The sequence below is a fragment of the Frigoribacterium sp. UYMn621 genome (assembly GCF_040549525.1).
GTDB lineage: Bacteria > Actinomycetota > Actinomycetes > Actinomycetales > Microbacteriaceae > Lacisediminihabitans.
On the sequence record NZ_JBEPTM010000001.1, the window covers coordinates 613763 to 639317 of the forward strand.

23 protein-coding genes are annotated in these 25555 nt (G+C 67.1%); 15 read left to right on the forward strand and 8 right to left on the reverse strand.

All coding sequences use genetic code 11. The features are described 5' to 3' along the window. Window positions 1-34: 34 nt before the first annotated feature. Window positions 35-1213, forward strand: a complete 1179-nt coding sequence (locus ABIB54_RS03260; protein ID WP_354574077.1) for an adenosylhomocysteinase — start codon at window positions 35-37, stop codon at window positions 1211-1213. Then, window positions 1210-1998: an IclR family transcriptional regulator gene (locus ABIB54_RS03265; protein ID WP_354574078.1), complete on the forward strand. Its 789-nt coding sequence runs from the start codon at window positions 1210-1212 to the stop codon at window positions 1996-1998. The genes ABIB54_RS03260 and ABIB54_RS03265 overlap by 4 nt, the downstream gene beginning before the upstream one ends. Here ABIB54_RS03265 and ABIB54_RS03270 read toward each other — a convergent pair. Both ABIB54_RS03270 and ABIB54_RS03275 read right to left on the reverse strand, forming a co-directional pair. Then, the gene (locus ABIB54_RS03270; protein ID WP_354574079.1) at window positions 1978-3645 is read right to left on the reverse strand and encodes a phospho-sugar mutase; all 1668 of its coding nucleotides are present in this window, start codon (window positions 3643-3645) and stop codon (window positions 1978-1980) included. The two genes, ABIB54_RS03265 and ABIB54_RS03270, sit on opposite strands and share 21 nt — an antisense overlap. Beyond that, window positions 3645-4466, reverse strand: coding sequence for a purine-nucleoside phosphorylase (locus tag ABIB54_RS03275; RefSeq protein ID WP_354574080.1), 822 nt, complete (start codon window positions 4464-4466; stop codon window positions 3645-3647). The genes ABIB54_RS03270 and ABIB54_RS03275 overlap by 1 nt, the downstream gene beginning before the upstream one ends. Window positions 4467-4562: 96 nt before the next feature. Between ABIB54_RS03275 and ABIB54_RS03280 the strand changes: the two genes are divergently transcribed. After that, window positions 4563-5999, forward strand: a complete 1437-nt coding sequence (locus tag ABIB54_RS03280; RefSeq protein ID WP_354574081.1) for an NAD(P)H-quinone dehydrogenase — start codon at window positions 4563-4565, stop codon at window positions 5997-5999. A 211-nt stretch (window positions 6000-6210) separates the two neighbouring features. Beyond that, window positions 6211-7104, forward strand: coding sequence for a DUF559 domain-containing protein (locus ABIB54_RS03285; protein WP_354574082.1), 894 nt, complete (start codon window positions 6211-6213; stop codon window positions 7102-7104). Window positions 7105-7328: 224 nt separating this feature from the next. Here ABIB54_RS03285 and ABIB54_RS03290 read toward each other — a convergent pair whose 3' ends face one another. Both ABIB54_RS03290 and ABIB54_RS03295 read right to left on the reverse strand, forming a co-directional pair. Further along, complete coding sequence (locus ABIB54_RS03290) at window positions 7329-9089, reverse strand: acetyl/propionyl/methylcrotonyl-CoA carboxylase subunit alpha (RefSeq protein WP_354574083.1); 1761 nt, start codon at window positions 9087-9089, stop codon at window positions 7329-7331. A gap of 87 nt (window positions 9090-9176) precedes the next feature. Beyond that, entirely contained in the window at window positions 9177-9818 is a 642-nt protein-coding gene (locus tag ABIB54_RS03295; protein WP_354574084.1) for a Maf family protein, read from the reverse strand. Window positions 9819-9844: 26 nt separating this feature from the next. Between ABIB54_RS03295 and ABIB54_RS03300 the strand changes: the two genes are divergently transcribed. From ABIB54_RS03300 to ABIB54_RS03315, 4 genes are all read left to right on the forward strand, one after another. Next, window positions 9845-11119 (forward strand): class I SAM-dependent RNA methyltransferase, encoded by a 1275-nt coding sequence (locus ABIB54_RS03300; RefSeq protein ID WP_354574085.1) that lies wholly within the window; start codon window positions 9845-9847, stop codon window positions 11117-11119. 201 nt (window positions 11120-11320) lie between these two features. After that, window positions 11321-12025: a response regulator transcription factor gene (locus ABIB54_RS03305; protein WP_502917046.1), complete on the forward strand. Its 705-nt coding sequence runs from the start codon at window positions 11321-11323 to the stop codon at window positions 12023-12025. After that, the gene (locus ABIB54_RS03310; protein WP_354574087.1) at window positions 12015-13388 is read left to right on the forward strand and encodes a sensor histidine kinase; all 1374 of its coding nucleotides are present in this window, start codon (window positions 12015-12017) and stop codon (window positions 13386-13388) included. The genes ABIB54_RS03305 and ABIB54_RS03310 overlap by 11 nt, the downstream gene beginning before the upstream one ends. Continuing rightward, window positions 13385-14434, forward strand: coding sequence for a DUF8320 family protein (locus ABIB54_RS03315; RefSeq protein WP_354574088.1), 1050 nt, complete (start codon window positions 13385-13387; stop codon window positions 14432-14434). The genes ABIB54_RS03310 and ABIB54_RS03315 overlap by 4 nt, the downstream gene beginning before the upstream one ends. A gap of 623 nt (window positions 14435-15057) precedes the next feature. Here the strand turns inward: ABIB54_RS03315 and ABIB54_RS03320 are convergent. Together ABIB54_RS03320 and ABIB54_RS03325 are read right to left on the reverse strand one after the other, a co-directional pair. After that, on the reverse strand, window positions 15058-15315 hold the full coding sequence (locus tag ABIB54_RS03320) for an acyl-CoA carboxylase subunit epsilon (protein ID WP_354574089.1): 258 nt from the start codon (window positions 15313-15315) through the stop codon (window positions 15058-15060). Then, the gene (locus ABIB54_RS03325; RefSeq protein WP_354574090.1) at window positions 15312-16913 is read right to left on the reverse strand and encodes an acyl-CoA carboxylase subunit beta; all 1602 of its coding nucleotides are present in this window, start codon (window positions 16911-16913) and stop codon (window positions 15312-15314) included. The genes ABIB54_RS03320 and ABIB54_RS03325 overlap by 4 nt, the downstream gene beginning before the upstream one ends. 83 nt (window positions 16914-16996) lie before the next feature. On the opposite strand from ABIB54_RS03325, the gene ABIB54_RS03330 reads away from it, so the two are divergent. The 3 genes from ABIB54_RS03330 to ABIB54_RS03340 all read left to right on the forward strand — a co-directional run bounded on the left by ABIB54_RS03330 (window position 16997) and on the right by ABIB54_RS03340 (window position 19742). Further along, on the forward strand, window positions 16997-17809 hold the full coding sequence (locus ABIB54_RS03330) for a biotin--[acetyl-CoA-carboxylase] ligase (protein ID WP_354574091.1): 813 nt from the start codon (window positions 16997-16999) through the stop codon (window positions 17807-17809). Window positions 17810-17812: 3 nt separating this feature from the next. Beyond that, window positions 17813-18364 (forward strand): PH domain-containing protein, encoded by a 552-nt coding sequence (locus tag ABIB54_RS03335; protein ID WP_354574092.1) that lies wholly within the window; start codon window positions 17813-17815, stop codon window positions 18362-18364. Window positions 18365-18434: 70 nt separating this feature from the next. Beyond that, complete coding sequence (locus ABIB54_RS03340) at window positions 18435-19742, forward strand: UDP-glucose dehydrogenase family protein (RefSeq protein ID WP_354574093.1); 1308 nt, start codon at window positions 18435-18437, stop codon at window positions 19740-19742. Window positions 19743-19744: 2 nt separating this feature from the next. Here ABIB54_RS03340 and ABIB54_RS03345 read toward each other — a convergent pair whose 3' ends face one another. Continuing rightward, window positions 19745-20287 carry a GtrA family protein gene (locus ABIB54_RS03345; protein WP_354574094.1) on the reverse strand — a complete coding sequence of 181 codons (543 nt, stop codon included), beginning with the start codon at window positions 20285-20287 and terminating at the stop codon, window positions 19745-19747. A 91-nt stretch (window positions 20288-20378) separates the two neighbouring features. On the opposite strand from ABIB54_RS03345, the gene ABIB54_RS03350 reads away from it, so the two are divergent. Genes ABIB54_RS03350 through ABIB54_RS03360 form a run of 3 tightly spaced genes read left to right on the forward strand, consistent with a single transcriptional unit; the run spans window position 20379 to window position 23367 of the window. Continuing rightward, window positions 20379-21497: a 5-(carboxyamino)imidazole ribonucleotide synthase gene (locus ABIB54_RS03350; RefSeq protein ID WP_354574095.1), complete on the forward strand. Its 1119-nt coding sequence runs from the start codon at window positions 20379-20381 to the stop codon at window positions 21495-21497. Window positions 21498-21514: 17 nt separating this feature from the next. Next, entirely contained in the window at window positions 21515-22027 is a 513-nt protein-coding gene (gene purE, locus ABIB54_RS03355) for a 5-(carboxyamino)imidazole ribonucleotide mutase (RefSeq protein ID WP_354574096.1), read from the forward strand. 5 nt (window positions 22028-22032) lie between these two features. Beyond that, window positions 22033-23367, forward strand: coding sequence for an LCP family protein (locus ABIB54_RS03360; RefSeq protein ID WP_354574097.1), 1335 nt, complete (start codon window positions 22033-22035; stop codon window positions 23365-23367). Window positions 23368-23475: 108 nt separating this feature from the next. On the opposite strand, the gene ABIB54_RS03365 is transcribed toward ABIB54_RS03360, so the two are convergent. Next, window positions 23476-24618 (reverse strand): glycosyltransferase family 4 protein, encoded by a 1143-nt coding sequence (locus ABIB54_RS03365; protein WP_354574098.1) that lies wholly within the window; start codon window positions 24616-24618, stop codon window positions 23476-23478. Between the two features lie 190 nt (window positions 24619-24808). Between ABIB54_RS03365 and ABIB54_RS03370 the strand changes: the two genes are divergently transcribed. Beyond that, a complete protein-coding gene (locus ABIB54_RS03370) occupies window positions 24809-25552 on the forward strand; it encodes a class I SAM-dependent methyltransferase (protein WP_354574099.1) in 744 nt (247 codons plus the stop codon). The last annotated feature ends 3 nt before the right edge of the window (window positions 25553-25555 follow it).

Genomic DNA, 25555 nt, shown 5'->3' on the forward strand with positions numbered 1-25555 from the left:
GGCGGTAGTCATCCCGTCCGAGTGAGGAACGCCCATGTCCAGTGAACTCGTCGAACGCGGCCATCAGCGGCTGGAATGGATCCGGTCGCGGATGTCGCTGCTCGCGGCCGCACGGAAGGAATTCGCAGCTTCCCAGCCCTTCGCCGGGCGCCGGATCGGCGTCGCGATCCACCTCGATCCGAAGACCGCAGTGTTGCTCGAAGTGCTCGCTGCTGGCGGGGCGGAGGTCGTGGCGACCGGCAACCATGGATCGACCCAGGACGACATGGTTGCCGTCCTGCGCGAGCAGGGTCTCGTCGTGTTCGGCCGACGGGACGACACCATCGAACAGCACCGGTCCAATGTCGCGAGTGTGCTCGATGCGAACCCCGACATGATCCTCGACAACGGGGCGGACCTCATCGCGGGAGTGGTGGAGCGCGGTATCGCCACGCGCATCATCGGCGCGACCGAAGAGACGACATCGGGTGCCGACCGGCTGCGAGGCGAACTCGTCGAGCACATCCCCTTTCCCGTCATCGTCATCAACGACAGCCCCCTCAAGGCGATCGGCGAGAATCGGCACGCCGTCGGTCAGTCCGTCGTCGAGAGCCTCATGCGTATCACCGGGCTCATGCTGCCCGGTCGCCGCTTCGTCGTCGTGGGTTACGGCTGGTGCGGCCGCGGTATCGCCCAGTACCTTCGAGCGCTCGGCGGCCGGGTCGCGATCGCCGAAGTGGATGACCTCAAGGCATTCGAGGCGGCGTTGGACGGCTATCGGGTGGCACCGATCGCCGAACTCGCGGGATGGGCGCAGACGGTCATCACGGCCACCGGGCGCCCGGCGGTGATCGGAGCATCCGAGTTCCCCCTGCTCGAATCCGGCACCGTGCTCGCCAACAGCGGGCACTTCGACTGGGAGATCGACGTGCCGACCCTCACCGCCACCGCCAGTCGGGTCGTGCCGGTGGATGACGCGATCGAGCGGGTGGAATTCGCCGACGGGCGTCACGTCGTGCTTCTCGCCGGTGGGCGCATGGTCAACCTGGCCGGTCGCGAACCCCGTGGGAATTCGCTCGAATCGATGGACCTCGGCTTCCTCCTCCAGGCGCTCTCCCTCGAACGGATCGCCGGATCCGCCGCCGGGCTCCCGTCCGGCGCCCAGCCCGTGCCCGACGACCTCAATCGCCTCATCGCACGCCGGATGGTCGCGGCGATGTCGGCATCCCGATGAGCGGGCCAGCGCTACCGGGTTCCGGGGCTCAGACACTCGACTCCCGGAAGTCCGAGTCGCAGGCTCCCGAGTACTCGGTTCCCGCGCTGGACAAGGCCCTCGACATCCTCGAACTCCTGGCCGCACGATCCGGCGGGCTCAGCCAGGCTGCCATCGCCGAGGCCGTCGGTCGATCGGTCAGCCAGGTCTTCCGGGTGCTTCAGACGCTCGAGGCGCGTGGATACCTCGTGCGCGAGGAGGGATCGGGGCTCTATGCGTTGTCGGTCCAGATGTTCATGCTCGCCCATCGGCAGGAGCCGCTTCGCGGTCTCGAGGCCGCCGCGCTTCCGGCGATGCGGTCTTTCGTTGACGAGGTGCAGCAGTCCTGCAACCTCGGGGTTCTCTCGGCCGGCCGGGTTCTGGTGCTCGCGCAGGTGGAGAGTCCCGCGAACTTCGGGTTTCGCGTGCGGGTCGGATCGGACTTCCCGATCGAGGGCACCGCGACCGGTGCCGTCCTCGCGGCGTTCGGCGCTGAGTCGGTGATGGAGCCCTGGCTGCGCGGCCTTTCCGGCAGCGCTCGCGAGCGGGTCGAACGCGTGCGACTCCGGGGCTTCGAACGCGCGCACGACAGCCTCCAGCCGGGCATCACCGACATCGTCTTTCCGGTCTTCGCGCGTGGAGACTCGGCCGTGGCGGCACTCACCGTTCCCTACGTCGCCACGAGCTTCAGCGCGGCGCGCACCCAGGAGGTGGAGGACCGGGCGCGGGCGGCGTCCGAAAGGATCTCAGGCGCGCTCGGCCATTAACTGGCGCAGGGCAGATTCGAGCCGGTCGACAGCGCCCTGGGCGACCGCCTGCCGGTGCGCCGCGGTGCCATCGTCGCTCGACGCGTCGATGTAGACCTTCACCTTCGGTTCGGTGCCGCTCGGACGCACGATCACCCGCGATCCATCATCGAGCTGGTAGCGCAGGATGTCGCTGGCGGGCAGACCGGCGAAGCCGTCCACGAAATCGTCGACCTGTCGAACGGCCACCGCGCCGATCCGCTCCGGCGGGGACTGCCGGAGCGAGGACATCAGTCGGGGGATGTCGGCGAGATCCGTCATCCGGATCGAGACCTGCGACGAGGCGAACGCACCGAACCGCTCGGCGAAGTCGGTGAGGTGATCGGTGACGGTGCGGCCGACGGCCTTGAGGTCCGACACGAGCCCCAGGAACTCGACCGCCGCCGAGATGCCATCCTTGTCGCGCACCTTCTCGGGGTCGACGAGGTAGCCGAGGGCCTCTTCGTAGCCGTAGGAGAGGCCGGGCACACGCGACACCCACTTGAATCCCGTGAGCGTGTCGACATAGTCGAGTCCGTAGTGGCGCGCCACCTCGGCGAGGGCGGGGGAGGAGACGATCGACGCCGCGAGGGTGCCGGAGGTGCCCGCCGCGGCGAGCCGCTCGGCCGCGCGCCAGCCCAGTAGCGCTCCGACCTGATTGCCGCTCAGCCGCTGCCACTCGCCGTCCACGTCGGGGATCCCGATGGCGAGGCGGTCGGCATCCGGGTCGTTGGCGATCACCAGTTCGGCGTCGGCGGAGATGGCCGCATCGAACGCGAGATCCATCGCCCCCGGCTCCTCGGGGTTGGGAAAGGCGACGGTGGGGAAGGCCGCATCCGGCTCGATCTGCGCCGTCACGACTGTGGGTTCACCGAAACCGGCGTCGAGGAAGACGCGATGCGCCGTCTCCCAGCCGACCCCGTGCATCGCGGTGTACACGTAGCGCACCGCAGCCCGGGGACGACCAGCGATGGCTGCCGTGCGACGGACGTATTCGTCGATCACCCGTTCGTCTGCGGTCTCATACTCAGAGGAGCGGGGCAGGCGCAGGACGCTCGTTTCGGCCGCGATGGCCAGGATGTGCGCGGCGATCTCACCATCCAGTGGCGGGACGATCTGGGAGCCCTGGTCGGCGTCACCGAGGTAGACCTTGTAGCCGTTGTCCTGGGGCGGATTGTGGCTTGCCGTGACCATCACTCCGGCGCTGACGCCGAGCTCGCGCACGGCGAAGGCGAGCACGGGAGTGGGCAGCAATCGGGGCAGCAGCACCGCGCGAACTCCGGCGCCGGCCATCAACTCCGCCGTGTCGGTGGCGAAGACCCTCGAGTTCTTGCGCCCGTCGTATCCGATCACCACGCTCGGTGTGCCCCCGCGGGAGACCAGGAAGCTCGCGAATCCGGCGGCAGCCTGGCTGACCAGCACCCGGTTCATCCGGTTCGAGCCGGCTTCGATCCGGCCGCGAAGCCCCGCGGTGCCGAACTCGAGCCGGGTATCGAAGCGGTCGTGCAACTGCGCGATCGCGACCTTGGAACCAGCCTCGGCATCCGTCAGGAGCAGGGCGAGTTCGGTGCGGGTCTCGTCATCCGGGTCCTGATCGTGCCAGGCTCGTGCGACGTCGATGATGCTCACTACAGCTCCTGCACAATCCGTGCCAGCAGCGCCGAGATCACCGGTTCGGCATCCCGACCGGCTTCGAGCACCTCGGCGTGGCTCAATGGAGACTTCTGGATGCCCGCAGCGAGGTTGGTGATCAATGACAGTCCGAGGATCTCCATGCCGGCCTGGCGGGCCGCGATCGCCTCGAGCGCGGTGGACATCCCCACGATGTGGCCGCCGATGGTCTTCGCCATCTGCACCTCTGCGGGAGTCTCGTAGTGCGGCCCGCGGAACTGGGTGTACACGCCCTCGTCGAGGCTGGGATCGACGGTCTTCGCGATCGCGCGCAGGCGCGCGCTGTAGAGGTCCGTGAGGTCGATGAAGGTCGCGCCCTCGAGCGGTGAGTCAGCGGTGAGGTTGATGTGGTCGCTGATGAGCACCGGCGTGCCGGGCTTCCAGGTCTCGCGGATGCCACCGGCACCGTTGGTGAGGATCATGATCTTGGCGCCGGTGGCCGCCGCGGTCCGCACGCTGTGAACGACCCGACGCACGCCGTGGTTCTCGTAGTAGTGGGTGCGCGCCCCGATCACGAGGGCATTCCTGCCGTCGGCGAGACGGATGGATCGCAGCGTCCCCACGTGGCCTTCGAGCGCGGGAGCGCTGAACCCGGTGATCTCCGCCGCGGGAATCGTCGTGGTCGTCACACCGATGAGATCGGCCGCCTTGCCCCAGCCGCTACCGAGTGTCAGGGCGATGTCATGGTGGTCGACGCCGGTTCGTTCGGCGATCTCGGCGGCTGCGAGAGCGGCGATCTCGAAGGGGTCGGCAGCATTGTCGTCGAGAGGATTCGGCATCCGCCCAGCCTATGGGAGAGCCGCCTCGGTTGCGCGGATGCCGGCCGACGCCGCCCTGATTCGCCGCGTCACCGCTCTCTACGGGAGAATGGGCGCATGGCCTATGAATTCGAGCGAAAGCAACGTATCGCCGTCGTTGGGGGCGGTCCCGGGGGATACGAAGCTGCGATCACCGGAGCCCAGATGGGCGCCGAGGTCACGGTCGTCGAGCGCGTGGGTGTCGGCGGATCGGCCGTACTCACCGATGTCGTCCCCTCGAAGACGCTCATCGCGACAGCCGAGGCGGCGAATGCCATCGGCGAAGCGGCCGACCTCGGAGTGCAGTTCTTCGTGCGCGGAGAGTCCGGCAGACCCGTGCGGCCCGAAGTCACCGTCAATCTCGCCGCCGTCAACCAGCGCCTCTTGCGCCTGGCCCGCCAGCAATCGGAAGACATGAAGTCCCAGCTCATCAAGGCTGGCGTCACCGTGATCCAGGGGGACGGCCGCCTGGACGGACCGAATCGCGTCATCGTATCGACCGGCAAGGGAAAGACCAGCACCGACTTCGACGAGATCAACGCCGACACGATCGTCGTCTCGGTTGGCGCGAGTCCCCGCATCCTCCCTTCCGCCATTCCCGACGGGGAACGCATCTTCACGTGGACGCAGTTGTACACGCTGAAGGAGACGCCGGAGCACCTGATCGTGGTCGGATCCGGTGTCACCGGCGCGGAATTCGCCTCGGCTTTCACCGCGCTCGGCTCCAAAGTCACGCTAATCTCCTCCCGCGATCAGGTGCTTCCGGGCGAGGACGCCGATGCCGCCCGCGTGATCGAGGACGTCTTCAGACGCAACGGCATGACCGTGCTCTCCAAGTCCCGGGCCGATTCCATCCTGCGAACCGCGGATGGCGTCATCGCGACCCTCTCGGACGGCCGCACCGTTGAGGGCAGTCACTGCCTCATGGCGGTCGGTTCGGTGCCGAATACTTCCGGTATCGGGCTGGAGGAGGCGGGCGTTCAGCTCACCGACTCCGGGCACATCCGGGTAAACCGGGTGGCGCGCACGTCGATGCCCTCCATCTACGCGGCCGGCGACTGCTCGGACTTCCTGCCCCTGGCATCCGTCGCGTCCATGCAGGGCCGCACGGCAGTCTTCCACGCCATGGGTGATGCGGTGAACCCCACGGAGCTCCGCAACGTCACCTCGAACATCTTCACGCAGCCGGAGATCGCAACCGTCGGCTGGTCGCAGAAGCAGATCGAGGACGGCATCGCGCAGGGCGTCATCTACAAGCTCCCGCTGGCCTCGAATCCGCGCGCGAAGATGATGGGGATCAAGGACGGCTTCGTCAAGCTATTCGCCCGCACCGGCTCCGGTACCGTCATCGGCGGCGTGATCGTTGCACCCCGGGCATCCGAGCTCATCCTCCCGATCGCGATCGCGGTCGAACACCGGCTGACCGTCGATCAGGTGGCTCGCGCCTTCGCCGTCTACCCCTCGCTCTCCGACAGCATCACCGATGCTGCGCGCGCACTGCACATCGTCAACTAGCTCCGTCACCCGTCGCGCGTCACCCGTCCCGACTGCGGTTCGTGCGGCCTTCATCATTCAGGAAGGTTTGTGACGGGAGTGGCGGGAGTGCACGGTGGGGTGGTCTCGCGCCTCCATAGCCCCTTCCCTCACAGGGTTTCCTGAATGATGCTTCTCCACCGGGTGCTGAGGTGGGGGAGCGGGGCGGATGCTGGCAGCCCACGCTGGCGCGATGACAGACCTTGCTCACGCCATCGACATCCTCGGCGGCATCGCGACCAGGCAGCAGCTCCTCGCGATCGGCTTCACGGGCACCGAACTCACCCGTGCCGTGCGAGGCGGCGGGATAAGACGCGTCCGGCAAGCGCGCTATGCCTCACCCTCGGCCCACATCGACCGTGTCGCCGCTGCACGGGTCGGTGGCCTGCTCGCCGGGCTGAGTGCCGCTGCGACATACGGACTGTGGGCGGGCCTCGATCCCCGACTCCATATCAGCGTCGGCCGCAATTCGGCACGTCTGCGCACCAATGTCGCTCCCTCATTCAGCGACCGGATAACGCTCACTCCGGACTCGTCGGGACGACCGATCGCGCTGCATTGGATTGGCGGAGGGGCCGTTCCCGAACGCGGTCCGGAATGCTGGCGGACACCCTTCGACCGGTGCCTTCGCCAGACTGTCGCCTGGTGCGACACCGAGACCGCGGTCGCGTGCCTCGACACCGCCCTCGCCGTGGCGAACTACACGCCCGCCCGGATCGCCGAGATCTTCGCTTCCGCGTCGGCATCCGATCGGCTCACGGCATCTTGCTGCCGGTTGGGGAGCGATTCCGGCAGTGAGTCGCTCGTGCGCCAGCGGCTCGACCGACTCGGCATTCCCTACCGCCAGCAGGTGGAGATAGCCTCGGTCGGTCGGGTCGACTTCGGGCTGGTTGGCACGCGCATCGTCATCGAGGTCGACAGCTGGCTCTATCACGGCGACCGAATCGCGTTCGAACGCGACCGCCGGCGCGACGCCGAACTCGTGGCTCGCGGGTATACCGTCATCCGACTCACCTATCAGCGGATCATGAACGACTGGCCGTGGTGCGAGCGCATGATCCTCGCCGCGCTCGCTGCGGGGCGCTGACGATCCTCCGCCCGCTCGTCGGGCGACGATGCTGCCTCGCATCATTCAGGAACATGTGGGGCCAGTGAGGCTGAAGAGTCGCGTGTATGCCTCGGGCGTCACTCCTTCCCCGGGAATCACAGGAGTTCCTGAATGATGCGGGGGTGCGAAGATGCGGAGATGCGGCGGGGGTGCGGAGGCGGGGAGGCGGTAGGCGGGTTAGAGCGGCGGGGCGTCGTCGCCGCTCAGGACACGATGTCGAGCAGCAGGAAGCCCGACGACACAGTCTCGCCGACGGCAGCGCTCACGTTGGCGATGACCCCGTCTTTGTGGGCGGCGATCGGCTGCTCCATCTTCATCGCCTCGAGCACCAGGATGAGGTCGCCCTTCACCACGGAGTCACCCTCGGCGACGGCGAGTTTCACGATGGTCGCCTGCATCGGTGCCTTGACCGAGTCGCCGGTGGCTGTCACGACGGCTCCCGCGCCACCGCGGCGCTTGGGAGCGGCACCGAGCGTGGCAGAGGCGCCCCCGGATGCCGCGGCGAGGCGAGCCGGGAGCGACACCTCGATGCGCTTGCCGTCAACCTCGACGACGATGGTCTGGCGTGCGGCTGCTGCCGCCGCATCCGGGAGGGATCCGCTCCACGGCTCGATGTCGTTGACGAAGTCGGTCTCGATCCAGCGGGTGTAGATCGAGAAGGGCGACGACGTGAAGGCCGGGTCGCGCACGATCTTGCGGTGGAACGGCAACACGGTCGGCAGTCCGGCGATCTCGAACTCGTCGAGGGCGCGGCGGGAGCGTTCGAGGGCATCCTCGCGGGACGACCCGGTGACGATCAGCTTGGCGAGCAGCGAGTCGAATGCGCCGCTGATCACGTCGCCGGTGGTCACGCCGCTATCGACACGCACACCAGGACCGCCGGGGAAGCGCAACGCGTGCACGGGGCCCGGAGCAGGGAAGAAGTTGCGTCCGGGGTCTTCGCCGTTGATGCGGAACTCGAAGGAATGCCCCTCGGCGACCGGGTCGTCGTAGTCGAGGGCGCCCCCCTCGGCGAGGCGGAACTGCTCGCGAACGAGATCGATGCCGGTCACCTCTTCGGAGACGGGATGCTCGACCTGGAGGCGGGTGTTGACCTCGAGGAAGGAGATGGTGCCGTCCTTCGCGACGAGGAACTCGCAGGTGCCGGCGCCGAGGTAGCCGACCTCCTGCAGGATGGCCTTCGACGCCGAGTAGAGCAGCGCGTTCTGTTCTTCGGTGAGGAAGGGCGCGGGCGCCTCTTCCACGAGCTTCTGGTGACGTCGCTGCAGCGAGCAGTCCCGGGTGGAGATCACGACGACCTTGCCGAAGGCGTCGGCGAGGCACTGGGTCTCGACGTGTCGCGGCTGGTCGAGGTATTTCTCGACGAAGCACTCTCCCCGACCGAAGGCGGCGATCGCCTCGCGCGTCGCGGACTCGAACAGCTCCGGAATCTCTTCGCGGGTGCGCGCGACCTTGAGCCCGCGCCCTCCTCCACCGAAGGCCGCCTTGATGGCGACGGGAAGGCCGTGGATGTCGACGAAGTCCAGTACCTCCTGGGCGCCGGAGACGGGGTTGAGGGTCCCTGGTGCGAGCGGGGCGCCCACCTTCTCCGCGATGTGACGGGCGGAGACCTTGTCGCCGAGCTTCTCGATGGCATCCGGCGACGGCCCGATCCAGGTGAGTCCGGCATCGATGATGGCGCGGGCGAACTCGGCGTTCTCGGCCAGGAATCCGTATCCCGGGTGAACGGCATCCGCCCCGGAACGGCGGGCGATCGACAGCACCTTGTCGATGCGCAGGTAGGTGTCCGCGCTGGTCGCCCCGTCGAGGGCGTAGGCCTCATCGGCGAGCTTCACGTGGCGGGCATCCCGATCCTGGTCGGCGTAGACGGCCACGGAGGTGATTCCCGAGTCCTTCGCGGCCCGGATGACTCGAACGGCGATTTCGCCGCGATTGGCGACCAGGACCTTCGTGATGCGGGGCATAGTCCTTTAGCCTATGGGGCGAAGACGGGCACCCTTTGGTGGTGGGCTACAAAAAAGACCGATGACTCCGGAACGGGTTCCACAAGGTCACCGGTTCCACAGAGACGGCCAGCCCACGTCGAACTGGAGCAGCAGCGACCGCAGTGTCGACAGGGATAGCCCGACGACCGCGTGGGGATCACCGTCCACCGTGGTGATGAAGGGCGCACCGAGACTGTCGATCGTGAACGCGCCGGCGACTTCGAGCGGTTCTCCGGTGGCGACATAGGCATCGATCTCGTGATCGGAGATGTCGGCGGCGAAAGTCACCCCTGCCGTCGCGACCTCGCCGATCGCTCCCCGAAGTCGTCCGCCCCGGTGATCGATGAGCCAGTGTCCGGAGTGGAGGTGTCCGGTGCGTCCGCGCTGGAGCATCCAGCGTTCACGGGCCACCTCCGGCAGATGCGGCTTGCCATAGACGACACCGTCGAGCTCGAAGACCGAATCCCCGCCCAGCACGAACCCATCCACCTCCGGGCCGAGCACAGCGGATGCCTTGAGCCGGGCGAGCAGGAGGACCATATCGACCGGGGCGATCGGCGCTGCGGCCTCCACGGCGGCATCCTCGTCGACATGCGAGGGCATGACCACCGGCTCGATCCCCGCCGCGCGAAGCGTGGCCAACCGGGCCGGCGAAGTGGACGCGAGGTAGAGGCGCGTGGGTGATCGGGGCACGGATGAGTGGGGCACGGCGCCTCCTGTGGCAAGCTCGGGGGATGGGTGAATTGCTGGGCACAGAGGTCGAGATCGACGTAACCAACGTAGCCCACGGGGGTGTTGCGGTGGCGAGGCACGAGGGCCGCGTGATCTTCGTGAGCGACGCCATCCCCGGAGAGCGGGTGCTGGCCCGCATCACGGATGACTCTAAGAAGTCCTTCTGGCGGGCCGAGACGGTGGCCGTGGTGACGGCATCCGAGCACCGCCAGCCACACATCTGGGGCGCGGCATCCATCGATCGTGCACCGGAAGAGCGCGCCGGCGGTGCCGAGTTCGGCCACATCGAGATCGGTCACCAGCGCGAGCTCAAGCGCCAGGTGCTCGCCGATTCCCTGCAGCGCATGGCCGGTATCGAGAGCGACGTCACCGTCGACGCGATTCCCGGCACTCCGGATGGCACGGGATGGCGCACCCGCCTCAGACTGCACGTCGCGGCCGATGGCACGCCCGGCCCGTATGCCGCGCGCTCGCACCACGTCGTCGAGGTCACGGACCTTCCGCTCGCGACCGCAGAGGTCGCGGCGATCACTCCCCTCGATGAGCGGTTCCCCGGTTTCGACCACGTGGACGTGGTCGTGCCGAGCGTGGGCAATCCCTTCGTTCTCACCGGCAACGCCCCGAAGCCCAGCCGAGAGCGGGGAAAGGGCGAGAAGGCCGAGCGACCGAAGCCGCAACGCATTGTCGAGCGGGTGGGCGACCGGGAGTTCCGCCTGGATGCCCGCGGCTTCTGGCAGGTGCACCGTCACGCTGCGGAGACCCTCACTCTCGCCGTCCAGGAGGCGATCGATGCGAGCCTGTTCGATCCTCGTGCGGCCAACCTCGACCTCTACGGCGGAGTCGGACTGCTCGCGGCCGCCGTCGGGGACCGTTTCGGAAACCACCTGCGCATCACCACCGTGGAGAGCGACCCACTGGCGACCGACCACGCCGCCGAGAATCTCTCAGAGTGGGTGGGCGCCGCTGCCGTCACCGCACGGGTCGACAACTTCCTGCGGCAGCTTCGATCCACCGCGAGCCCGAGCGAACGCACCAGGCTCGGTGCCGGAACGGTGATCCTCGATCCGCCGCGTGCGGGGGCAGGCAAGGCCGTCGTCGACGAACTGCTCACCCTCGACCCGGCGCAGGTCGTCTACGTGGCGTGCGATCCGGTGGCCCTGGCGCGGGATGTCGCGCTGTTCGCCGCCGGAGGCTACGCGCTCACCCGGCTGCGGGCTTTCGACCTGTTCCCGAACACGCACCACGTCGAAGCGGTGGCGACCCTCACGAAGGCGTAGACACCGACCATCCCGCCGTGCGGAGAGGATGCGCCGCCGCATCCCTCATATCCGCAGGCGGAGGGCGTGAGCTCGTCGGCCAATTGCGACACACGTGCCCCGATGCCGCCTCTCTCGCCTCCGGGCGCCCTGGCGGCCGGTACCATGGTCTCCGGGGGAATGACTGAATGAGCAGCAACACGGGGGCAGACGGGATCGACCATGGCGCAGACCACAACTGAGGAACCCACACCCCGAATGCACCAGAGTGCAGTGCGGGTGTCGGTCGTAGACGACCATGAATCGGTGAGACTGGGGCTCAAGGCCGCCTGTATCGAAGCCGGATTCGACTTCATTCTCGCCGCGGCATCCGTGCAGGAATTCGTCGACAACCTCGCCGGTCGGGAGAACGACGTCGTCGTGCTCGACCTGTCGCTCGGCGATGGTTCGACGGTCACCGAGAACGTCAAGCGGGTGCAGGCCACCGGCTCGGCCGTGCTGATCCATTCGATCGCCGATCGGGTCGCCTCGGTTCGTGAGGCGCTTGCCGCCGGAGCGGCCGGAGTCATCCCCAAATCATCAGCGACGAAGACCGTCATGTCGGCGGTCGAGACCGTCGCGCGCGGCGAGGTGCTCAACAACCTCGAATGGGCGACAGCGATCGACGCGGACCGCGATTTCGCCAAGGCCCAGCTCGGGCGTCGCGAGCGCGAGATCCTGCACCTGTATGCGTCTGGCCTTCCTCTGAAGCTTGCGGCGCAGCAGCTGGGCATCGGGTACTCGACCGCTCGGGAATACCTCGACCGCATCCGCGTGAAGTACGTGGAGGTGGGTCGACCGGCGCCGACGAAGGTCGATCTGCTGCGTCGAGCCGTGGAAGACGGAATCCTGCCGGGTCTCGACCCGGATGGTGGTGATGGCCGCTAAGGGAGGTTCGCCGCCGCCCGGATCACTGGCCCGGCAACCACACAATCCGATCAGCCGACCGCAGATCGAGACCGTCGTGTCTCGATCCGTGGCCATCTTCGGGTTGGTGTTCGGCGCCCAGGCCGTGCCCTCTGCGCTTCAGCAGCTGCCGACCGCGTCGACAGTCTGGGCGATCGCCTTCGGTGTCGGCATCTACGGCGGCATCGTCGCGACGCTGGTGGCGTCCTTCGCGAAGCGATGGGTGCGCGGAGTCAATGCGTACGTCTCCTTCGCCTACCTCGTCGCCCTCGCGGGATGGCCATTCGTCGTCAACCAGCCGCTCACCGCAACGACCGAGCGACCGTGGCTCTGGCTCTTGTGCACGGTCGCCACGTCCACAGCGGCCATCGCCTTCACCACCTGGGAGGCGACCGCCTACCTCTTCGTCACACCGGTGATCTACGGCCTCGTGCGGATCACCCCGGCCGGTGGCGGCGCGAGCGTCGCCTCTGCGATCCTCGACATCGCCTACGCCATCATCCTTGGCGGTGCCGTTCTGATCCTGATCACCCTCTTGCGACAGGCCGCTGCCTCAGTGGACAACGCGCAGGGCACCGCCCTCGACCGCTACGCGCACGCCGTGAGGCAGCATGCGACGGAGGTAGAGCGGGTGCAGGTGGATTCCATCGTGCACGACAGCGTTCTCACCACCCTGCTGTCGGCAGCCCGCGCCTACACACCGGAGGCGAAGGAACTCGCCACGCGCATGGCCCGCAACGCCATGGGCCATCTGAAGGATGCCGCGGCCGCATCACCCGACGACGACGCGACGGTCACCCTCGATCAGCTCGCGGGGCGGATCGTGGATTCGATGAGCACCCTCTCCGGGCCCTTCGAGTTGCGGACGCGGCCCGTCGGGACGGCAACCATCCCGGTCCAGTCCTCGGAAGCCGTCCACTCGGCCGCGATGCAGGCGATGGTCAACAGCCTCCAGCACGCCGGCACCGGCGCCGACGTGCATCGCTGGCTCGTCGTCGAGGGGGCGGCGGAGGGAGGCATCCGGATCGGGGTCGGTGATGATGGAGCGGGATTCGTTTTCGACAGCGTTCCGAGCGAGCGCCTCGGGCTTCGGGTGTCGATCATCGAGCGTGTCGCGAACGCCGGCGGATCCGTCGAGGTGGATGCGGGCATCGACCGGGGCGCCGTGATCTGGATCACCTGGCCCCAGGTGAGTTCTCCCTCGGGCGGGCAGGGGCACCTGGATAGCGAGGCCTCGACGGTCGCGGGTGCCACTCTGGGAACCGGCGCCGTCACGACGGGTTCTGTCACGCCCGGTTCTGTCACGACCACTTCTGCGACGACCGGGGAAGGCCAGACCCCGTGATCGTCTCCGTGCCCCGCCTCCTCATCGTCTCCCTCGCGGCGATATTCTCCGCGTACCACCTCGTGCTCGCCGTGGTGTCAATCGATGTGCCCCACCAGAAGGCCCCCTACATCGCCGCGATGGTGCTGTTCGGGGTGGCGACCCTGCTCAGCCTCCTGCTCTCGCGCACCCAGCGGATGCCGACGTGGGTCGCCGCATTCAATGTCGCCGTCGCCGTCGTGGTGCCACTGCTCGTGACCAGCCAGTTCGACCAGGCTGAGGCGAAGGGCACGTATGCCGCCTGGCACACGGCCGCCATCGGCACGCTGATGGTCATCACGTCCACGCGGCGACGTCACACCTTCGCCTGGATCGGCACCGCCGCCCTCGTGGTGCAGACGGTGGCCTGGGCCGGCCCCGGGGGACTCGTCGCGTACGGAGTGATCGGCAGCGTCAGCTGGGTCGCCGTCTCGCAGGCGTTGTCCCTCTCGCTCGCGAAGGCGGGCAGGGACACCCGGCAGTATGCGCTCGCCGAGCGTGAGGCCGTGGAGTGGCGAGCGGCCCAGGAGGCTCATGTCTCCGAGAGGCAGTTCCGTCTCGGCCAGACGAGCCGGATGTCGCTGCCGATGTTGCGTCAGATCGTGGCGGTCGGAGGCGAACTCACCGATTCGCAGCGCCTCGAATGCCTCTACCTCGAGGGCGCGATCCGCGATGAGATCCGCGGCCGAAAGCTCTTGAACGACCGAGTGCGTGAGCAGATCATGATCGCCCGCCGCAACGGGACCATCGTCACCCTTCTCGACGAGGGAGGCATCGACGACCTCTCCGACGCGGACCTCGAACGGGTGCTGAATCGGCTGGCAGATGCGATCCGCGACACGAAGACCGGCAAGCTCATCGCGCGCACCGTGCCCGAGGGCTCCGACATCGCGGTGACCGTGGTGGGGCTCTCGTCGTTCGACGAGGGACATTCCAGTGCGCTCGGCAGCCAGGGAATCGATGATGAAGAGGATCGGGTGGATCTCTGGCTCGAGATTCCGCGCGCCGGGGCGGCAGTCCCGGCCTGAGTCGGCATCACCGGCAGCCCCATCGCGGCGCCGAGCGACGCCCGCCCTGCAAGCGCAGCCCTGAAAGCGCAGCCCGGAAAGCCCGGAGCGGCCCTGCAAACCCGGAGCGGCACAGGCGAGGTTGTGAACGCGGGGCTGCGAGAACTCGGCTGCGAAAACCGGTACCGCGGCCCCGGACATGGAAAACGGGACCGGCCCCCGAAGGCCGATCCCGTTTCAAGCTCCGGGTCAGGGCAATAACCCGAATATTGCCCTGACCCGCCCCCAAGCCATGAACCCGCTTACCCTAGTCGGTCCATGGTTGGCGGTGTAACTCGAAGAGCAACACCTAGCAAGATCAATACTGCGTCCCCGAGGTACTCCCGCAAAGTCGACACTTCGGGGGACATTCGGGGGACAGTTTTGTCCCCCGATTTATAAAAGGGCCCCGTCAGACGCAATATATCGTTGTCCCCCTCGACGGATCCCGGGGTACATGCGGTCATTCCGTGAGCTATAGAGCGGTGGCTGCGCTACAACGATGCTGATTCCGTCGCAAACACCGCGGAATCCGGATATTTCGCGCTCGGATTTGCGCGATACCGAAGTATCACCCCCGAAGGGGTCACAATATCGCCTGCGATCTATCCAGAGAAGGAGCGCCAGGCTCCCGCACCGCGAATGAGCGGTCTACGGATGCTGCGCTGGCTGCGCTGCCAGGCACTGACGGTGAGACCCTCGGCGCGCTGCCCGTCCTCGAGTTCCTCGATCATCGACGTGAGCACTGCGGTCACCGCGGCCAGCTCTGCCGGTGTGGGCCGCCCCGCGATCACCTCGAACCCCGGTCCCTCGTTCGACTCGAGAGGCTCCACATCGTCCCTCCCCGGCTGCTGGAGGGTCACAGCGGGATGTTCCCGTGCTTCTTGGGCGGCAGGGTGGCCCGCTTCGTCCTGAGCGCCCTGAGGGCCTTCACGACCACCACCCGGGTGGCGGCGGGTTCGATCACCCCGTCGAGCTCACCGCGCTCCGCAGCCAGGAAGGGAGATGCCACGTTGTAGGTGTACTCGTTGGCGAGCTTCGTGCGTACCGCCGCGACATCCTCTCCCGCCGCTTCGGCTGCCTTGATCTCGTTGCGGTAGAGGATGTTCACGGCCCCCTGCCCGCCCATGACCGCGATCTCGGCGGTCGGCCAGGCGTAGTTGAGGTCAGCTCCGAGCTGCTTGGAGCCCATCACGATGTAGGCCCCTCCGTAGGCCTTGCGGGTGATGACGGTCACGAGCGGCACGGTGGCCTCGGCGTAGGCGTAGAGCAGCTTCGCACCGCGGCGGATGACACCGGTCCATTCCTGGTCGGTGCCCGGCAGGTAACCGGGAACGTCGACGAGGGTCAGGATCGGGATCGAGAAGGCATCGCAGAACCGCACGAAGCGGCTCGCCTTCTCGCCGGCCTCGATGTTGAGGGTTCCCGCCATGGCGTTCGGCTGGTTAGCCACGACCCCCACCGCGCGCCCCTCGACCCGGCCGAAGCCGACGACGATGTTGGGGGCGAAGAGCGGCTGGGTCTCGAGGAAGTCGCCGTTATCGACGATGTGCTCGATGATCGTCTTCATGTCGTAGGGCTGGTTCGGGCTGTCCGGGATCACCGTGTTGAGCTTGCGGTCCGCATCCGTCGTCTCGAGTTCGACGTCGCTCTCGTAGACCGGATGCTCGGCGAGATTGTTGTCGGGCAGGAAGCTGAGCAGCGTGCGGGCGTAGTCGAGCGCGTCATCCTCATCGCTGGCGAGCCAGTGCGCGACGCCTGAGATCTTGTTGTGGGTGAGGGCTCCGCCGAGCTCCTCCATGCCGACGTCCTCGCCGGTGACGGTCTTGATCACGTCGGGCCCGGTCACGAACATCTGGCTGGTCTTGTCGACCATGATCACGAAGTCGGTGAGCGCGGGGGAGTAGACGGCGCCACCGGCTGCCGGTCCCATGATGATCGAGATCTGGGGGATGACACCGGAGGCGGCGGTGTTGCGGCGGAAGATCTCGCCGTACTTGCCGAGCGCGACGACGCCCTCCTGGATGCGAGCGCCTCCCGAGTCCAGCATTCCGATGATCGGCACGCCGGTCTTGAGGGCGAGATCCATCACCTTGATGATCTTCTCTCCGGCCACCTCGCCGAGCGATCCGCCGAAGATGGTGAAGTCCTGGCTGTAGACCGCGACCTGGCGGCCGTGGATCGTGCCGGTGCCGGTGACGACCGCGTCGCCGTAGGGCCGCTTCTTCTCCATGCCGAAGGCGTGGGTGCGGTGGCGCACAAACTCGTCGAGTTCGACGAAGGATCCGTGATCGAGAAGCTGCTCGATGCGCTCCCGCGCGGTCTTCTTGCCCTTGGAGTGTTGCTTCTCGATGGCCGCCTCACCGCTCGCGGTCACAGCTTCGTGATAACGAACCTTCAGGTCGGCGAGCTTGCCCGCGGTGGTGTACAGGTCATTCGTGGCGTTCGTATCAGCAGTCACGCGTTCACTTTACCGTCGGGCTTCCGCGCGACCCGGTGGTGGGATCCTACAAAGCTCATCGATGGTGCCCGTAGCCTTGGGGGATGCAGCTTCCCCGCAGCGCCGCATTCGCCTCCCGCCTCGAGATCCTCGACGAGTGCGGCTCGACCAACACCGAGCTGGCATCCCGGGCATCCGGTGCCGAGCGGGACGACTGGCCCGACTTCTCCGTTCTCGTCACAGGAAGCCAGACGGATGGACGGGGACGACTCGGCCGTGTCTGGGTCGCGCCGCCGGGCCAGACTCTCGCGATCTCCGTGCTGCTTCGGCCGCGACTTCCCGCCGGAGAGCCCCTCGAGATCGACCACTACGGGTGGTTGTCCCTCATCGCGGGGATCGCCATGACGAACGCGCTCGCGCCACTCGTTCCGGCGCATTCCGTGCGGTTGAAGTGGCCCAACGACGTGCAGATCGATGGGCGGAAGGTTTCGGGGCTGCTCGCCGAGCTGCTCCCCGGCGGGCGTTCCGTCGTGATGGGCGCCGGTCTCAACCTCAGCATCGGCGAGGCGGACCTGCCGACGCCGACCGCGACATCCCTGGGCCTCAACGATCCGGTCGTTCCGGATGCCGAACTCGCCGACCGCGCGCTCGCCGGCTATCTCGGCGAGCTGGGAAGGCTGTACGCCGAATTCCTGAAGTTCGGAGCCGACCCGGAGGCCAGCGGCATCGGGGAGCAGCTGCGCGAGCTGTGCAGCACTCTCGGTAGCCAGGTGCGGGTGCTCCTGCCCGGCGGTGATGAGCTTCTCGGCACCGCGGTCGGCATCGACGGCAGTGGTCGGCTGAGGGTGAAGAAGTCTTCGGATGGCCGGGTAGTGGCTGTCGCCGCCGGCGACGTGACCCATCTGCGGTATGAATAGGTGATGAGCGACGCACAGGACACCGAGCGGGTGGTGGCCCGGCTGAGGCCGCATGGCCGCGTCCTGTTCTGGCCGAGCGTGCTATTCATCGCGGTCGCGGCCGCCGTCGGCTACTTCCAGGGGAGTTTTGCCGAGTCCTGGCAGAACATCGCCCTGCTGGCCGGCGCCGCCCTCGTGGTCGTGCTCCTGTGGCTGCTCCCGCTCGTGGCCTGGCTGGGAAAGCGATACGTCATCACGACTCGCCGAATCATCCTGCGCACCGGCTTCTTCGTGCGCATCCGCCAGGAGCTGCTTCACAGCCGGGGCTACGACGTGACGGTGCGCCAGAACGGCTTGCAGACCATGTTCCGCAGCGGCAACATCCTCATCAACACCGGGCTCGACCAGCCCGTCGTACTTCGAGACGTGCCAGGGGCCGACCTCGTGCAGGCCGCGCTTCACGACCTCATGGAGAAGAGCCTCAACCCGATAGCGGCCAGGCGCCAGGCCGAGGCCTCGCGTTCGGGGCGGGATGCGGCACCCAGTGACGAGACGACCGCGTGGGGACAGCGCTGAGTTCAGTATCGTTCGTCTCACCTGATCGTGTGTCTCACCTGATCGTGTGTCTACCTGCCCGAGGGATGTCATGAAAATATCTGTGATCGGTTGCGGCTATCTCGGCGTGGTGCACGCCGCCTGCATGACCGAATTGGGGCACGAGGTCATCGGCATCGACGTCGACTCGGACAGAATCGCTCTTCTGGCAGCGGGTACCCCGCCCTTCTTCGAACCCGGCCTTGCGGAGCTTCTCTCGCGGTCGATGCAGACCGGCCGCCTGAGGTTCAGCACCGATATCTCGGAGGTGAGTGGCTCCGAGGTCCATTTCGTGGCGGTGGGAACGCCCCAGCTCGCGGGCAGTGACGCGGCGGATCTCCGTTTCGTGCGTGCGGCGGTCGACTCCCTCCTTCCGCAGCTCGCAGCGGGCGACCTCGTCGTGGGGAAGTCCACGGTGCCGGTGGGAACCGCCCGGGGGCTGGCCGATGTCATCACCGCCCACGGTTCCGGCGCGACGCTCGCGTGGAATCCAGAGTTCCTTCGCGAGGGTTTCGCCGTGAAGGACACCCTCGCTCCGGATCGTCTCGTCTACGGACTCGACCCGGGCGATGGTCGGGGAGAAGGCACCCTCGACGCGGTCTACGCCCGGGCGCTGGCCGGGGGTACCCCGAAGGTCGTCACGGATTTCGCCACCGCGGAGCTGGTGAAAGTAGCCGCCAATGCCTTCCTCGCCACGAAGATCTCCTTCATCAATGCGATGGCCGAGGTCGCGGAGGCGACCGGGGCCGACGTGACACAGCTGGCTGATGCGATCGGCTACGACGCGCGGATCGGACGCCGTTTTCTCAACGCCGGCCTCGGTTTCGGGGGCGGATGTCTCCCCAAGGACATCCGCGGATTCATGGCGCGGGCGAAGGAACTCGGCGTCGACCAGGCGCTCACCTTCCTCGGCGAGGTAGACCAGATCAACAACCGGCGTCGCGAGCGCATGGTCGACCTGGCGAAGGAAGTCGTCGGGGGTTCGCTCGCGGGCAAACGCATCGCTGTGCTCGGGCTCGCGTTCAAGCCCGACTCCGACGATGTGCGTGACTCGCCGGCCCTCGATGTGACACTCCGGCTGATCGAATCCGGAGCGACGGTGCGCGCCACCGACCCCCAGGCCGTCGAGACGGCGCGACGCCGCTTCCCCGACGTGGACTACGTCGCATCCGCCGCCGATGCGGCGGAGGGCGCGGACGCGGTGCTCCTGCTGACGGAGTGGCGCGAATACCGTGACCTCGACCCGGCGGCTTTCGGCGAAGTGGTCGGCACGACGGCGATCCTCGACGGCCGCAATTGCCTCGACCCGGTCGCCTGGCGTTCCGCGGGCTGGAGCTATCGCGCCCTCGGTCGGCCGTAGCCTCAGCTCGCGGCGGCTTCGCTCGCGCTCTGCTCGTCTTCGAAGATCGCCATGCGCGCCGCCTCGGCCTTGTGCTCGCGAGCGGTCAGGCCGTCGGCACGGTGGTGTCCGTAGACCCAGAAGCGGTAGAGCAGGAAGCGGAACGAGGTGCCGAGCACGAGTCCGACGAGGTTCGAGGAGATGTTGTCGGCGAGCAGCGAGGTGAAGCCGAGGAGGTAGTGGGAGACCCACAGGCAGGCGAGCCCGATGAGGATGCCTCCCACCGACACCGCGCTGAACTCGGCAAGCTCGAGCAGGTAGTTCTGGCGGCGGTGCTCCCGGAAGGTCCAGTAGCGGTTTCCGAACCACGTGACGACGGTCGCGATACCGGCCGAGAGGATCTTGGCTCCGATCGGGCCTTGGAAGAAGTGGCCGTCGCCCGCGACGCCCAACCGCAGAAGATTAAAGATGGACACGTCGATGAAGTACCCGGCCAAGCCGATCACTCCGAACTTGAGAGCGTATCTCAGCAGCTTGGAGTAAAGCGCCCGCGTGAGAGAAATCAATCTAGCGAGCACAGAATCCCCTCGACGTGGTAAAAGTAAATCCTATCTCAGAGGCGCAGTTGCGCCGGTCAGCCATCGTTAGGCTGGCAGCGTGACTCTTCGGGTAGGTGTGATCGGTGGCGGACAGCTCGCGCGGATGATGATCCCCGCGGCGGTGAACCTCGGCATCGAGTTGAGTGTGTTCGCCGAAACCGCGGGCGAGTCGGCGTCCCTCGCGGTGACTACGCTCGGCGACTTCCGGGATGCCGCCGCCGTCCTCCCCTTCGCCCGCACGGTGGACGTCGTGACCTTCGACCACGAGCATGTGCCGCAGGAGGTGCTCGCGGCCCTCCTCGAGGCTGGCGTGACGGTGCGGCCCGGCCCCGAGGCCCTGCTCTACGCCCAGGACAAGCTCCTCATGCGAGGGCGCCTGTCGGCTCTCGGCCTCCCGGTGCCCGACTGGGCGCGAATCGACGAGGAAGCTCAGCTCGCCCAATTCCTCTCCGACCACGGCGGCCGCGCCGTGGTGAAGACCGCCACCGGCGGTTACGACGGAAAAGGGGTGCGGGTGGTCCGCACCGCGGCCGAGGCTTCCGATTGGCTCGCCCTCGGGCATCCGCTGCTCGCCGAGGAGTTGGTGGAGTTCCGACGCGAACTCGCCCAGTCGGTGGCGCGCCGCCCGTCGGGGGAGATCGCCTGTTGGCCGGTCGTGGAGAGCATCCAGCGCGACGGCGTGTGCTCGGAAGTGATCGCGCCAGCCCCATCCTCCCGCGGCCGCCTCGCGGATGTCGCGGAGGAGATCGCCCGCTCCGTCGCCGAGAATCTCGGGGTCACGGGCGTGCTCGCCGTCGAGCTCTTCGAGACGACCGACGAACGGTTGCTCGTCAACGAGCTCGCGATGCGCCCCCACAACACCGGGCACTGGACGATCGACGGCTCCACCACGAGCCAGTTCGAGCAGCACCTGCGCGCGGTGCTCGACCTGCCGCTCGGCGCGACCGGATGCCGTGACGAGTGGTCGGTGATGGTCAACATCCTCGGTGGTCCGGCAACAGGCGACCTCGACGACCGCTATCCGCACGCCTTCTCCGATGAGCCCTCGGTGAAGGTGCACAATTACGGCAAGTCTCCCCGGCCCGGGCGCAAGGTGGGTCATGTCACGGCAGCGGGAGCCGACCTCGACGAGGTCGTGTTCCAGGCGCGTGCCGCTGCAGAGCATTATCAGAACTGACCTTTAGGCTGATCGCTATGCCCGAGCCCCTGTCTTCTTCGCGGCCCATCGTGGCCGTCGTCATGGGATCCGACTCCGACTGGACCGTCATGAAAGACGCGGCAGCGGTCCTCGCCGAGTTCGACGTGCCCCACGAGGTGGAGGTGGTCTCGGCCCATCGGACCCCCGAGAAGATGATCTCCTTCGGGCGGGATGCAGCGGACCGCGGCATCCGTGTGATCATCGCCGGTGCCGGTGGCGCCGCCCACCTTCCGGGAATGCTCGCGGCCGTCACCACCCTTCCCGTGGTCGGAGTGCCGGTCGCCCTGGCGAAACTCGACGGGCTCGATTCCCTGCTCTCGATCGTGCAGATGCCCGCCGGAGTTCCCGTGGCGACGGTGTCGATCGGCGGCGCACGAAATGCCGGGCTTCTGGCGATCCGGATGCTGGCGATCTCCGATCCCGCTCTCTCTGCCGCGCTCGCCGGCTTCGCTCGCGATCTCGAAGAATCCGTCACGGAGAAGAACACCGCGCTGAAGTCGAGCCTGTGAGCGCGATGACCGCGACCAGCCCGATTCGAACCCCGGATCTGCGCTCTACCCCGACCATGACCAAGCGGGCCTGGTGGCTCGTCGGTCTCAACCTGCTCATCCCCGGCTCGGCGCAGATTCTCGCCGGCAATCGTCGTCTCGGACGTTTCGGTGTCGCCACCACGTTCCTGCTCTGGGGCATCGGCATCGTCGGCATCATCACGTGGATCGTCGCCCATGCCGTGATCCTCGGCATCGTGACCAACCCGATCGGGCTCACCGTCATCCAGGTCGTCCTTGCCGCCTACGCCGCGCTCTGGATCGTGCTCACCCTCGACACCCTGCGCCTCACCAGGCTCATCGCCACCGCGCCGGCGATGCGTCCCGCGATCGCCGCCCTGTCGATCCTCGCCCTCGTCGCCACTGCCGGGGTCGCCGGCTACGGAGCCGTCAGCGCCGGCAGCGCGCGCAATGCGGTCAGTGCGATCTTCGCCGGAAGCGACATGGCCGCGCCGGTCGATGGGCGCTACAACATCCTGCTGCTGGGCGGCGATGCCGGGCCCGACCGCACCGGCCTCCGACCCGACAGCACCTCGGTGGCGAGCATCGACGCGCAAACCGGAGCCACGACGATCATCGGTATCCCGCGCAACATGGAGCAGATCCAGTTCGCCAAAGGTTCGCCGCTCTACGGTCCGTTCCCCAACGGCTACGACTGTGGCGACCAGTGCCTCATCGACTACCTGTACACCTACGCAGAAGAGCACAAGTCCCTCTACCCGAATGCTGCATCGAAGGGCAGCTCGGCCGGCATCGAGGCGATGAAGGATGCTGCCGAGGGTGTCACCGGCCTCAAGATCCAGTACTACGGCCTGATCGACATGCAGGGCTTCGCCGACCTGATCGACGCGCTCGGCGGGGTGACGATCGACGTGCCCGCCAAGCTCCCCTACGGACCAGTGACCGCGACGAAGCCCTACGGCACCTTCCCGGCCGGCCCTCAGCACCTGGATGGCGCGCTCGCCCTCTGGTACGGGCGATCCCGCTACATGGGCAACGACTATGAGCGGATGGCCCGCCAGCGGGTGGTGCAAGAGGCGATCGTGAAGCAGTTCCAGCCCAATATCGTCGTCACCAAGTTCCAGGACATCGCGGCGGCCGGCGCCCAGGTCGTCAAGACGGATGTGCCGTCGGTGGCTCTGCCCGGCTTCGTCGACCTCGCGGAGAAGGCGCGAAAGCTGCCGATCACCCATCTCGAGCTGGTGCCGCCCACGTTCAATCCGGCCAAGCCGGACTACGAACAGCTGCATGCGGCGGTGAAGGCCGCGACAAGCCCGAAGACGGCGACGCCGGCCCCGTAAGTCCTGCTGGTCGAGTAGGGCGCTCAGCGCCCGGACCAGCTTGTCGAGTAGGGCGCTCAGCGCCCGGACCTGCTGGTCGAGTAGGGCGCTCAGCGCCCGTGTCGAGACCTACAGGTCAGCGTGCAACTGCCACACCTTCTCGGCCGAGTCCGCCCAGCTGAAGGTGCGTGCCCGATCCCTTCCGGCAAATCCCATTCGCGCGGCAAGCGCGGGATCCGCCAGGACCCGGCCGATCGCCTCGGCGAGCCGCTCGCCGTATGAATCGGTGGGGTCGCGAGCGACGGCGAGCCCGGCTCCGGCAGATACCTCGAGTACGGCTGGATCGTCCGAGTGCACGACCGGTGTTCCGAAGTTGAAAGCCTCGATCACCGGCAGCCCGAACCCCTCGGCCAGGCTCGGGAAGGCGAAGACTGCTGCGCGATCGAGGGCCACAGCGAGGTCGGCATCGGCCAGGAAGCCGAGGGCGCGCACCCGGCCCTCGGCCAGTCCCGCTTCGGCGGAAATGCCGGCGATGTCGAGGCCCTGTGACCCCTCAGGCCCGGCGATCAGGAGGGTGTAGCCCTCGAGCTCGGGGAGTGCCATCGCCTGGATCAGCTGTGCGATGCCCTTGTGGGCCTGGAGCGTCCCGACGCTGAGAATGTACCGCTCCGGCAGTTCGAGGCGCGCAGCACGAACGTCTGGATCCACGGGAAGGGTGAGCTTCGAGCTCACCGCTCCGCCGATCACTCGCACCCTGTCGCCGAAATCGTGGATCTCGGCGAGCTGGGACGCCACCGTATGGGTCGGCACGACCACGGCATCCGCGTACCGGTGGGCGCGCTTCACCATCGCCTTGTACCAGCCGAGGCGTCGCGAAGAGAGGGCCTCCGGGTTGGTCCACGGGATGGTGTCGTGGATGGTCACTGCGATCTGCTCGCCGACGCTGTTCACTCGATCGTGCTTGAACAGCGGAGCGAAAAGTCCGGTCGCGTGGATCATTCCGCTCCCCGGCAGGCGGGTGAATCCGTGTTGCCAGGCCAACTCCAGCTCACGGCGAGCGAGGGCACTCTTGAACAGTCCCTCGAGGCCGGGGAGCACCGTTTCGATCAGTTCGTAGTCCGATTCGGGAGACGACGAGACGATACCGCTCACGTGACAGCCCCTCGGCGCGGTGCGGATCAGTTCGCGGGTGAGTTCTTCCGTGTAGCGACCGATGCCGCCGGGGATGGGGGCGACGATCTGGTCAACGATCACGCGCAGGGTCGTCGTCATGCCACTCCAATGAAGTTGTCGGGGATCGCCGATTCCCCCGCATCGACATTACCAGCGAGCCGCGGACCCCGCGAATGGGGGCCAGCCTCCATCGCTAGTTCCGTCATCATCCCGCGGCTCCGATCCCCCCAAACACCGTGCAATCATGGGAGTGCAATCTCGAAGCAGCTCTCGAACCGAAAGTCCTCACGTGTCGAATGACGAACCAGGCTCCGGCAGCTCCGACTATGTGGAGTGGAAAGGGTGGGTCGACCAGACGCCGTTCGGTCTCCTTTCGGCTGGCGAAGCGGCCTATTTCGCCAGCGAGCTGAAGGACATGCGGGCTGGGCGGGACGGTATCCAGGATGTACTCGAAATCGGCTACGGCAATGGATCGTTTCTCGCGTATTGCAGGTCGAAAGGCTGGAATGTCATGGGAACGGAACTGGATCCCGGTCTGGTCCAGGCGGGGATTGATTCTGGCTATGAGGTTTTTGCCGCCGATCGAATGGATCAACTCGCCGGCCGCACCTTCGACCTGATCGCGGTCTTCGACGTGCTCGAGCACATACCGCAGGAGTCGGTGCCGGCATTTCTCACCGAGTTGTCCAGCTCTCTACGCGAGGGGGGCAGGATGATCTTCCGTTTCCCGAATGCCGACAGTTGGCTGGGCAATCCTCTCCAGAATGGTGATCCGACGCACGTCACCGCCATCGGATATCTCAAAATGACGTTCTTCGCACTCCAGTCCGGACTCGAGGTTGTCGCCTTCCGTGGTGCGCGTCGCCATGGCTTCGCGACTTCCGTCGCCAATGGGATCTACTCTCTCGTCGCGGGACCGGTTATCGCAGTTTCAGCCGCTATCAAGCGAGCGTTGTATTTTCCCGGGCTTCCCGTCGTGCTGTCAACATCCAACGTCGTGTGCATAGTTCGTCGTGCCGGGGCATCGCGCTAGAAG